Source organism: Burkholderia aenigmatica, assembly GCF_048627025.1.
Classification (GTDB): domain Bacteria; phylum Pseudomonadota; class Gammaproteobacteria; order Burkholderiales; family Burkholderiaceae; genus Burkholderia; species Burkholderia aenigmatica.
In genome coordinates, this window is record NZ_CP184469.1 from 592,821 (window position 1) to 603,078 (window position 10,258).

The 10,258-nt window shown below is 61.3% G+C and carries 11 protein-coding genes; 6 read left to right on the forward strand and 5 right to left on the reverse strand.

The genetic code is table 11. The features are described 5' to 3' along the window. The first annotated feature begins 59 nt into the window (after nucleotides 1-59). The 6 genes from ACN8ZM_RS19710 to ACN8ZM_RS19735 all read left to right on the forward strand — a co-directional run bounded on the left by ACN8ZM_RS19710 (nucleotide 60) and on the right by ACN8ZM_RS19735 (nucleotide 4,921). A complete protein-coding gene (locus tag ACN8ZM_RS19710) occupies nucleotides 60-722 on the forward strand; it encodes an alpha/beta hydrolase (protein ID WP_420212122.1) in 663 nt (220 codons plus the stop codon). A 14-nt stretch (nucleotides 723-736) separates the two neighbouring features. Then, a complete protein-coding gene (locus ACN8ZM_RS19715; protein WP_420212123.1) occupies nucleotides 737-1,795 on the forward strand; it encodes a maleylacetate reductase in 1,059 nt (352 codons plus the stop codon). Nucleotides 1,796-1,834: 39 nt separating this feature from the next. Beyond that, a complete protein-coding gene (locus tag ACN8ZM_RS19720) occupies nucleotides 1,835-2,545 on the forward strand; it encodes an NIPSNAP family protein (RefSeq protein WP_420212124.1) in 711 nt (236 codons plus the stop codon). A gap of 266 nt (nucleotides 2,546-2,811) precedes the next feature. Then, on the forward strand, nucleotides 2,812-3,261 hold the full coding sequence (locus ACN8ZM_RS19725) for a nuclear transport factor 2 family protein (RefSeq protein ID WP_420212125.1): 450 nt from the start codon (nucleotides 2,812-2,814) through the stop codon (nucleotides 3,259-3,261). A 165-nt stretch (nucleotides 3,262-3,426) separates the two neighbouring features. Then, nucleotides 3,427-4,506, forward strand: a complete 1,080-nt coding sequence (locus tag ACN8ZM_RS19730) for a porin (RefSeq protein WP_420212126.1) — start codon at nucleotides 3,427-3,429, stop codon at nucleotides 4,504-4,506. A 61-nt stretch (nucleotides 4,507-4,567) separates the two neighbouring features. Next, the gene (locus ACN8ZM_RS19735; protein WP_420212127.1) at nucleotides 4,568-4,921 is read left to right on the forward strand and encodes a BON domain-containing protein; all 354 of its coding nucleotides are present in this window, start codon (nucleotides 4,568-4,570) and stop codon (nucleotides 4,919-4,921) included. 620 nt (nucleotides 4,922-5,541) lie between these two features. On the opposite strand, the gene ACN8ZM_RS19740 is transcribed toward ACN8ZM_RS19735, so the two are convergent. The 5 genes from ACN8ZM_RS19740 to ACN8ZM_RS19760 form a co-directional block, all read right to left on the reverse strand. Beyond that, entirely contained in the window at nucleotides 5,542-6,222 is a 681-nt protein-coding gene (locus tag ACN8ZM_RS19740; protein WP_420212128.1) for a hydrolase, read from the reverse strand. Between the two features lie 307 nt (nucleotides 6,223-6,529). Continuing rightward, nucleotides 6,530-7,522: a cytochrome d ubiquinol oxidase subunit II gene (locus ACN8ZM_RS19745; protein ID WP_420212129.1), complete on the reverse strand. Its 993-nt coding sequence runs from the start codon at nucleotides 7,520-7,522 to the stop codon at nucleotides 6,530-6,532. Beyond that, on the reverse strand, nucleotides 7,519-8,922 hold the full coding sequence (locus tag ACN8ZM_RS19750; RefSeq protein ID WP_420212130.1) for a cytochrome ubiquinol oxidase subunit I: 1,404 nt from the start codon (nucleotides 8,920-8,922) through the stop codon (nucleotides 7,519-7,521). Before ACN8ZM_RS19750 ends, ACN8ZM_RS19745 begins: the two co-directional genes overlap by 4 nt. Nucleotides 8,923-8,975: 53 nt before the next feature. Continuing rightward, nucleotides 8,976-9,167 carry a hypothetical protein gene (locus tag ACN8ZM_RS19755; RefSeq protein ID WP_420212131.1) on the reverse strand — a complete coding sequence of 64 codons (192 nt, stop codon included), beginning with the start codon at nucleotides 9,165-9,167 and terminating at the stop codon, nucleotides 8,976-8,978. 169 nt (nucleotides 9,168-9,336) lie between these two features. Continuing rightward, nucleotides 9,337-10,242: an efflux RND transporter periplasmic adaptor subunit gene (locus ACN8ZM_RS19760; protein WP_420212132.1), complete on the reverse strand. Its 906-nt coding sequence runs from the start codon at nucleotides 10,240-10,242 to the stop codon at nucleotides 9,337-9,339. Between the last annotated feature and the right edge of the window lie 16 nt (nucleotides 10,243-10,258).

Here is a 10,258-nt window from a genome sequence, read left to right on the forward strand (position 1 = left end):
GGGAGCAGGCCGGGTAACGAGTGGTGCACCCGGCGCGATCACCAGGAAGCATCGACCTCATGACGAATGCGCATCTCGAACAGCCGGTGATCGACTATGGCGTGTCGATCGATCGTGCGGATACCGCTGTAATTCTTGTTCACGGGCGCGGCCAGTCGCCAGGCTGGATGCACGACAACGTAGTCCGCCGTTTCGGCCGGTTGGATCTTGCGTGGCGGGCACCCACCGCGGACGGTGCGTCGTGGTACCCGGAACGTTTCCTTGCGCCCGTCGAACTGAACGAACCACGTCTTTCCGATGCGCTCGCATGCCTGGAGGCGCTCTCGGAAGGGCTGCGGCAGCTTGGCATCCCGTATGAGTCACAGGTGCTGATGGGGTTTTCGCAAGGGGCGTGCCTGTGCGGCGAATTCGTGTGGCGAAGCCGACGCCGGTATCGTGCACTCGTGTCCCTGACAGGGGCGCTGATCGGTCCGCACGATATGCAGCGCGACGCCGCCGGGCGCGACTTTGCCGGCATGCCCGTGCTGTTTTCCACCTCGGAACACGATCCGTATGTGCCTGCGGAGGCGGTGCGCCGATCCGCCGACTTGTTCGAAGCGGCCGGCGCGATCGTGACCCTGCACGTCGATCCTGGAACCGAGCACGGAATACGCGATGCGGAAATCGAGTACGCGAGACGAGTGCTCGACATGCGTCCCGGCAGTGTTCACCCACATCATTGAGCAGGAATCGCATCATGCAGTCGTTCAATCATGAAAACCACGATGGACGGGTCGTGTTTGGCAGCGGGAGCCTCGAAACCCTGCCCGACGTGCTCGACTCGATGGGAATCGCCCGGGCGCTTGTCGTGACGACGCCCGAACAGGTGGACCTGGGGCGTCGGATCGATCGGATACTCGGGCAACGAAGTGCGGGCGTGCTGGACAAGGCGGTCATGCATGTCCCGGTCGACGTGGCGCGCGAGGCCATTCGCGCGGCACGCGCGGCCGGTGCCGATGCCTGTATCGCGGCCGGTGGTGGATCGACAATCGGACTGGCCAAGGCGATTGCGCTCGAATCCGATTTGCCGATCGTCGCGTTGCCGACGACATATGCGGGTTCCGAGATGACACCGCTTTACGGCCTGACCGAGGCCGGCGTGAAGAAGACCGGCAAAGACTGGCGTGTGCTGCCGCGATGTGTGGTGTACGACCCGGAACTGACCCTTTCGCTACCGGTGAAGCTGAGCGTGACGAGTGGCATGAACGCCATCGCGCACGCGGTGGAGGGGCTGTATGCGCGCGACGGCAGCCCGGTTTATAGCCTGATGGCGGAGGAGGGCATACGCGCACTCGCGGGCGCGCTGCCGCGCCTCTACGCATCACCGTCCGATGTCGATGCGCGCGGAGAAGCGCTCTATGGCGCGTGGCTTTGCGGGACGGTGCTCGGCAATGTGCAGATGGGCATACATCACAAGATCTGCCACACGCTGGGCGGAACCTGCAATCTTTCCCATGCCGACGTACATACCGTGATCCTTCCGTATGCACTGGCATATAACGCGGCACATGCGAAGTCAGCGCTCGCGCGCGTCGGCCACGCGATCGGTGCCGCGAATGCGGTGGCGGGCTTGCGGGGCCTCGGCGATGCGCTCGACATGCCGAGGTCGTTGCGCGAGATCGGGATGCCCCGCGACGGCATTGACCGCGCGGTCGACCTGATCGTCGAGAAGCCTTATCCGAATCCTCGCCCGATCGAGCGCCAAGCGGTTCGCACACTGCTGGAGCGTGCGTATGAAGGCGCGGATCCCCTGTAACACGATAGCCGGCGGTGTCGCCGTGCCGTGGAGAAATCGATGCTGATCGAGCGCCGCACCTATACGTTGCAGCCGGGCATGCTGAACGACTTCTGGGATGCCCAGCGTTTGCGCCAGGATCGCTTGCAACCGATTCTGGATCGACTGATAGGCGTGTTCGCCCCGTTGTCGGGCATGCCCGAGTCGGTCATTTCCCTTTACCGGTACGACGACTTCGCGGATTGGCAAACCCGTCTTGGCGGCTTGTATGGAGATCCGTGCCTGTTGCCCTATTTCGGACGGGTGCGATCCATGATCGTGCGCCAGGAAAACGAGTTACTGTCTCCGGCTGGATTGTCTCGAGCGACGCCGACGTGGGGCAACGGCAACGACTGGCTGCCGGCGCATGGCGCGCCGATACCCGAGCCGGCGTCGCGAACCGTCGTCGCGGAGACGACCTTGACCTTTCGCTCGGGCGGCGTGCCGAGATTCTGGCAGGCATTCGCGCAGCATGGGCAGGGTGACGACGCCGTTTTCGCCGTTGGATTGCTGGGTGCATTCAATACCGTGGTCGGCCCGTTGAACCGCGTGCGCTTCTACACGCGAGCGGGGAGCGCGGACGACTGGATCGTCCGGCAGGAAGCGCTGGCCCGGTCCGGAGCATGGGCACAGATGCTGAATGAAATCGCGCCATTCTTGCTGGACGTCACGCACGTGTTACTCAGGCCATCGCGGGTAGCAGACCTGTCGCCGATGTTCGCCGAGCCATGACCGGTCACGTCGACACCTCGCTGTCGACACGATGCGCCGCACCCGATACGGAAGCGATCACCGATTTTCCTGGGATTCGTCCTGCCCGCGGGCACCGGGGGTACGGAGCGGATTCGTCCATTCGAACCCGCGTCGTACAGTCGTCCCGTCGTTACATGGTGTGAGCATGGGGATTCGAATCGGAAAAAGAGCGTCGGCTCTTCAGTTCAATAAGGAATCCAAAGATATTTTTTGAAGCATAACTTCGTGAGCGAATGGAGAAGGTGATGGAGATCAAGGAAATGAACGACGAACAGCGAAAAGTGATCGCGCTCGAGTACTTCAAACGGCTCGATCATGGCGGAAATCTGCTCGAGTTGTTTGACGATCAGGCACAGATGTATTTCCCGAAATGGGGTGTGGCGCGCGGCAAGGAGGAAATAGGGCAACTGTTCGCGGATCTCATGACGATCCTCGCTGGCGTTTCGCACGAGATTTCCTGTCTGAACGTCATTCAACAGGGCGATCTCGTTTGCGTCGAGGGGCTTTCGAGCGGCACATTGAAGAACGGCGAGACTTGGCGGGCGGGAGCCACGCACGCGGGTCGCTGGTGCGACGTGTTCGAGATACGCGACTTCAAGATCCAGCGTTGCCACGTCTATCTGGATCCGGACTATGCGGGGAGCGATACGGACCGCTATCCGTGGCTCGGAACGAATCGGATTCGCCGCTACTGACGCGTCGTCTGCCATGCCGGAGGGCGGTGCCGATCCGGCTCGGGCGAATGGTGCGTACGGGGTGAGTGTGCCACGTACAGCGCGCAAGGCGATCCGAAACACGATTCATAAAATCAGGATAACAAATTATTGCCGCGAAGGATGCGGCAGGTTATGGAGAATTGAATGTCCACGAGAAAGCATGTTTCGCTGGGGCTCGCCGGTTGCGTGGTGGCGACCGCTGCATGCGTCCCGGCTCACGCGCAGAGCAGTATCACGCTGTTCGGCGTGGTCGATGTGGCGATGCTCTACACGAACAAGACGCGCAACCCTGTCACGGGTCTCAATGACGGAGGCCAGCTTTCGATGATCGACGGTGGCCGCTACTATTCTCAATTCGGCCTGCAGGGAACCGAAGATCTTGGGGGTGGGCTGAAAGCGAAGTTTCGTTTGCAGAGCGGCATCAGCGCGACAAACGGAAGCCTGTTCCACTGCAATGGCAATTTTTTTGGCTGCGAATCGTGGGTTGCACTGTCCGGTTCTGCAGGCGAGCTGAAAATGGGATTGCAGTTTTCCCCGTTCTTTCAAGCAGTCTACGATTCGGATCCCCGCGATCTCTCGCTGTTTGGCAGCGAAGCGACCATTTACGTCGGCACCGTGCTGGGAACCAGCATCTTCAATCCAAACGCAGTGACGTATACCAGCCCGACCATTGCAGGACTCACCGTCAGCACCATGTTTGCATTCGGCGGCAAGCCGGGCGATTTCAGCTCGGGCAAGCAGTATGCGGCACGCGTGCGCTATCAGCGCGGCGGACTGACGGTCAATGCCGCGCTTTACAGCGGCAATGCGGGAGGGGCGGAAACGACACCGGTGCCGACCAATGTCGAATTCAACGGCCGCATGATCGGGGTCGGATATCAGTTCGGCTCGCTGACGGCGAAGGCGTCGTTCGTCAACTTCAAAGTGGCCGGCTCGTTCGACAGTAACGTGTTCGGCGGCGGCATCAACTGGTTCGCGTCCCCGACGCTGGGCATCAATGGCGGTGTCTGGCTGACCAGCGATCGGAACCATACGACCAACCATTCCGTGATGACGGCTATCGGGGCGGACTACTTCCTGTCGAAGAGTACGACGCTCTATGCACAGTGCGGCATGGTGAACAATCACGGTGCGATGAACACCGGCTTGTCGATGATCGGTGCACTTTACGGTACGGCCGGTACGACCTTCGGTGGCACCGTCGGCATCCGGAAATTCTTCTAATCAATTTGTTGGCGATCCGGGGCCGAACCGAAGCCGGAGCGCAGACACTGGAACGACAGACATGAACACCCGCAATGCATTGCTTTCTCTCTACGCGGCGACTGTGCTGCTTATCGCGACGAATACATACGCTCAGAGCGTCCCGGTCGGTTCCGACGTACCACAGACCGCGAGCGAACTCAGCAAGAAGGAATTGAAAGCCGGAAACCGCAGGCTCCAGCGGGCTGTCGTTCGGGCGCTTGGGAGCGCAAAAGGCCTGAATGCGGCCAACATTGGCGTCGTCGCGCGCCAGGGCGCGGTTGTATTGCGCGGCTCCGTGACGGATGCCGCCCAGTCGCAAATTGCAACCGCCGTCGCAAGTTCGGTGAGCGGTGTGACTACGGTCACGAACAGTCTGCTGATTCGACCGGAGTAAGTCGTCGATATCGTCGTCCGGGCTGTGGGGCCACTGTCGGGCGAAACCGTCAGGGTCGGACATCGGCCGTCGACGCAAGCCTTCCAGTAGATTGGGCGTGCAAGAACGATTTGCATCGCTTGAACTGCCGTGACGAGTATCACCGCAACGTCGTCTTCCGGGCGAGGGCGGCCTGCCGGTCGACAGGCAGGCTTGCCCGATTGCATGCGTCGGTTCGACGGTGTACATATCCGCGGTGTCGTGCGACGCCGAGCCGCCATTTCCGTGCGCCGCCATGCTAATTCGCCGGCGCGTGCCATCGAACCGGCAAGGCGCCGTGCGACACGTCGGGACTGCAGATCACCGGCGCTGACGTTGTGGCATTGCTTGAAGGGTAAGGCAAAGCGATGATGAATCAAGCGCCATGCGTTCCCGGTGATCCGGTTACGGAGCGCGTTTGCAAGCATCGGCGGTCGAAAGCGAACCTGATGCGGATGCCTGGCACCCAGCGAGCCGTTTCCGATTGTCACGCGACCGCATGAGGGAACGGAGAACTCACCGGGTGTCCGGCGGAGGTGAGCGCAGGAATGCGATATTGAGCAAGCGGTGCCAGCGGCGGCGCGCTGGCACCGTCGCATGCGTTACGACCGTTCGGAATCGAGCTGCTCGCTATTCTTCACGACGTCCTGAGCTTTGAGATAGCTCTCGATGAGCAGTCGGTACGGGGGGAAAATCATTCCGTAGACTTCCGCCCATTGCTGTGCATCGGGGCGATGCCAGGTCTGCTGCAATTCGGAGGCGACGGCTGCCGTGTCGATCGGAACCACTCCGGCTTGAACGACGCGAGCGAGCGTGATCTCCTGCGCCATTTTCGAGTACGTGCCGGAGGCATCGACCACCGCGAAGACCTTGTAGCCTTCCTGGACGGCCGAGATGGCGGGGAAAGCCATGCAGACGCTCGTGATGGTGCCGGCGATGATCAGCGTCTTGCGCCCCGTTGCCTTGACGGCGTCGACGAAGTCGGGATTGTCCCAGGCGTTGATTTGCCCTTTGCGCGCGACATATTGGGCGTGCGGTGCGCTTTCGTGGATCTCGGGGATCAACGGACCATTCGGGCCCTGCGGAACCGATGCGGTCGTGATCACCGGCATCTTGCAGAGCGTCGCGATCTTGGCCAGCGCGATCGCGTGATTGCGCAGGACAGTCATTTCCATGTCCTTGACGGTCTGGAACAGGCCGCTTTGGTGGTCGATCAGCAACATGGCGGAATCGTTCGGGTCGATGACGGGGCGCTGGCCATTGAAGTTTGCGGGGGCGCTCATGAGCATGCTCCTGATAGTGCGGCCGATCGCAGCGTCCGAACGGAGCTGGAAAGACCGCGGGTTGCGCGGTTGCGCGAACAACTGCTTTGCCGGATCGGCACTACAGTCGGAAGATCATGGTGAAAAGAAGATGCAGCAGGCCGCAGATCAACGCGAACATAAGGATGGACGCGACATATAGACCTGCTGCCGCAGCTATTTCCGGCCGTATCGGTCGACGGCGTGGAGAGCCGGAACCGACTCGCGACACCCTCGCAATGCATCGGTGCAAGACGTAGTTGGCGATTCGCATCGGGCTACCCATGGTTCAATGGCGTCCGGACGAGCCGACCTTGCCGCGGAATACCCAATAGGCGAATGCGTTGTAACCGAGGACAACCGGCAATAGGACCAGTGCGCCGACTGCAACCATGAGTTGGCTGCCCGGGGCCGCAGCGGCATCGCCGAACGTCAGGCTGAACGGCACGACGTAAGGCCAAAGAAGGATCACGAAGCCGATCAGCAGTACTGCCACTGCGGCCAGGTTGCAAAGTAACGGACGAATGTCCGAGGCGGTGTTCAGTGCCGTAAAGCCTGCAACCCAGAAGGCGCTGCTGATCGCGCCGAGCAGGACCATGCGAACGGGGTGCGTATGCCACATCGTCGCAACGGCCGGGATGTTCGCGGCAAGGATGCACGCGGCCACCGTTAGAACGAGGAAAGTCAGCGCTGCAACGCGGAGCACCGGCAACCGATATCGTTGCAGCCGGGCGTCAGTCTTCAATCTGAGCCAGGATGCGCCGAGGGTGGCATACGCGGCGACTGCGGCCAGGCCGGTCAGCACATTGAAGCCGGTAAACACGTCCAGCGTGTGTCCCGCAAAATGCCCGTCTGCCACGGCGATGTCGCCGGAGAGCAGCGCTCCGGCAACCAGACCCTGGGTGAACGCGGCAACGGCCGATCCGACGCTGAATGCACCGTCCCAGAAGCGGACAAACGGCGTGTGGACCCGGAATTCCATCGAGACGCCGCGAAATCCCAAGGCAACCAGCATGACCATGAACGGGAGATAGAAAGCCGGTACCAGGATCGAATAGGCGAGCGGAAAGGCACCGAACAACACGATTGCAGCGAGAATCAGCCAGGTCTCGTTGCCGTCCCAGACCGGCGCGATGCTGTCGACGAGATCGTCGCGCTCGCGTCCGCGTTGCGCAATCAGCAGCAGGATGCCTACGCCCAGATCGGAACCGTCCAGCAACACGTACATCGCGATGGAAAAGATCGCAATGAGAATACAGATATGGCTCAGCGCAGCATTCACGATGGGTCTCCGGACGGGTTGTCGCTGGATGTCCTGGCTCGATCCATGAAAACGGGCTTGAGCGATGCCGCATAGGGTGCGGAGTGGGGCGATGCGTCGGGGCCGCGTCGTATCACGCGGGCGGTAATGCCGACGAACGCAGCGAGAAATAGCGCATACGCGGCAGCAAAGAGCGCGGTGGAGAACACGATGCTGCTGCCGGGTATGGGCGATACCGCATCGGCGGTGCGCAAATATCCATAGATGACCCATGGTTGGCGGCCGATTTCCGACGTGTACCAGCCAGCGATCGTCGCGATGAATCCGATCGGCATCATTGCCTGAACAACATGCAGGAACCATCGGGTAGAAAAGAGTGCTTGCCTGAGGCGCAGCCAGATGCTGATCGACGCGACGGCGAACATCAGCAGGCCAAGCAGAAACATGGTCCGGAACGCATAGAACACCGGCCCCATGGGAGGGCGATTCTCGGGCGGGGTGCTGGCGAGTCCGGGGACCGTGCCGTGCAGCGAGCGCGTGACAATCAGGCTGCCGAGATACGGAATGCCGAGTTGTATGCCGTTATGCGCCCGTTGCTGATCGGGTGTGATGATGAGCAGGTAAGACGCGCTTTTCGTCGGTTGCCAGTACCCTTCCATTGCCTGGAATTTCGCCGGCTGATAGTCGAACATGCGAAACCCGACCGAATCGCCAAGTGGAAGCTGGAGCGCGATTGCAATGGTTGCGAAGCCGAGACCCATGGACAAGGTGCGTTTCGCGAATGCGACGTGTGAACGCCGGAGCAGGTACCACGCTCCCACGCCCGCGATGAAGAAGGATGCGGCCAGGTAAGCCGCAAGGAGCATGTGTGGAAGTCGAACCAGATAGGACGGGTTGAATATGACGCGCCAGCGGTCAACGATGTGAAATGCGTGGGCGGCTGCATCGAACGTCACGCCGGTGGGGGTGTGCATCCACGAATTGGCAGCGAGAATCCACGATGCGGAAATCGTCGTGCCGAGCGCTACCATTACCGTCGAAAGAAAGTGCAGCTTCGGGCCGACGTGCTGCATGCCGAACAGCATGATGCCCAGGAACCCTGCCTCGAGAAAGAACGCGGTGAGCACCTCCAGTGCGATCAACGGGCCGATCACCGGCCCGGCCAGTCGCGCAAACCCGGCGAAATTTGTTCCGAATTCGAACGACAGCACGATGCCGCTGACCACGCCCACGCCAAATCCCAACGCGAAGATCGTCTGCCAGAATCGATAGATCTTCAAATAGAGTTCGTCACGGGTCTTGAGCCACAATCCTTCGACGATCGCGAGAAATGTTGCGAGTCCGATCGACATCGTCGGGAAGATGATGTGAAAGGTGACGGTCAATCCGAACTGGATGCGAGCAAGCATCACGGTATCCATCTACGTCCTCGTTCCGCGCGTAGCGATGTTTTCGGGAGCACACGCGTGGCGCATCAACCCGCCTGGTCGGTTGTCGTGCGGTGCCATGCCACGATCGCGAGCGCGATGAATGCGACGAGGACGGCATAGCCGATCCCATCGCCAAAGATCTTGATCAGCGCCATTTCGACGGCAGCAATCGCGATCGCAAACATCAGGGCGGCGCTCACCTTGAATGAAAGAGAAAGAATCTTCGAGACTGGCATGACGGGTGCAGGAAATGGCGGTCCGGGCGACGTTCTCGCGGGGAAGTCAGATATGGATTGCTAACGGATTTACAGTCTAGGTGCATGTGCCGGCGTGGACTAGGCGTGTAATCGCAAACACGATGTTTCTCGCCATCGAACGCGGGCTCGCCATGCGGTCGTTCAGGTGTTACGGGGTGACGCCCGGACGATTCGTCTGCTCCGCTACTCGCTGATGTGGGTGAAGGGTAACCGTGCAGGTCGTGCCGGCGGCTAGAAACTGGGTGGTCTGCAGATTATCCAGATGGATCCGGACCGGCACGCGCTGCGCAAGACGTACCCACGTGAAGATCGGGTTGACGTCGGCGAGCAGTGTCGAGCCGGCTGGATTGTCGCGATCGCTGATGCCACGGGCGATGCTCTCGACGTGCCCGGACAGTAGCGGTCCGCCGGCGAGCAGCCGGATCTCGGCCGGATCGCCGACGCGCACCTGCGGCAGTTTTGTTTCCTCGAAGTAGCCGTAGACCCAATAGGAATGCGCGTCGATCAAAGCGAGGCGGGCGACGCCTGCGCTCGCATAGTCGCCCGGATACAGGTTCAAGTTGGTGATGTATCCGTCGGCCGGCGCTCGGATTTCGCTGCGTGCGAGATTGAGGCGCGCGACGTCGCGTGTTGCAAGCGCGGCCTGGTAGTTGGCCGTCGCCTGCCGGGCGGTCGACCCGGCATCCTCGCGAACCTCGGCCGAGATGACTGAACTGTCGAGCTGTGCCCGGCGCGACGCCTGCTGCTTGCGCATGTCGAGTTCGGACTTGCGCAGTTCGACCTGCGCGTTGGCCTGGGCCAGCGCGTAGCGGAAGCGATCGGGGTCGATGCGAAACAGTACGTCGCCGCGATGCACCTGCTGATTGTCGGAGACGAGCACCTCTGTGACGATGCCCGGCACGTCCGGCGCGATGTTGACCACCTTGGCCCGAACGCGCCCGTCGCGTGTCCAGGGCGCATACATGTAGCGGTTCCACAGTGCGTGAGCGAGCACGGTGGCGGCGACGAATAGAAGCAGGGTGGCCGCTACGCGAAAGAGGGTTTGGGCACGCATGTGGACTCGATACGAA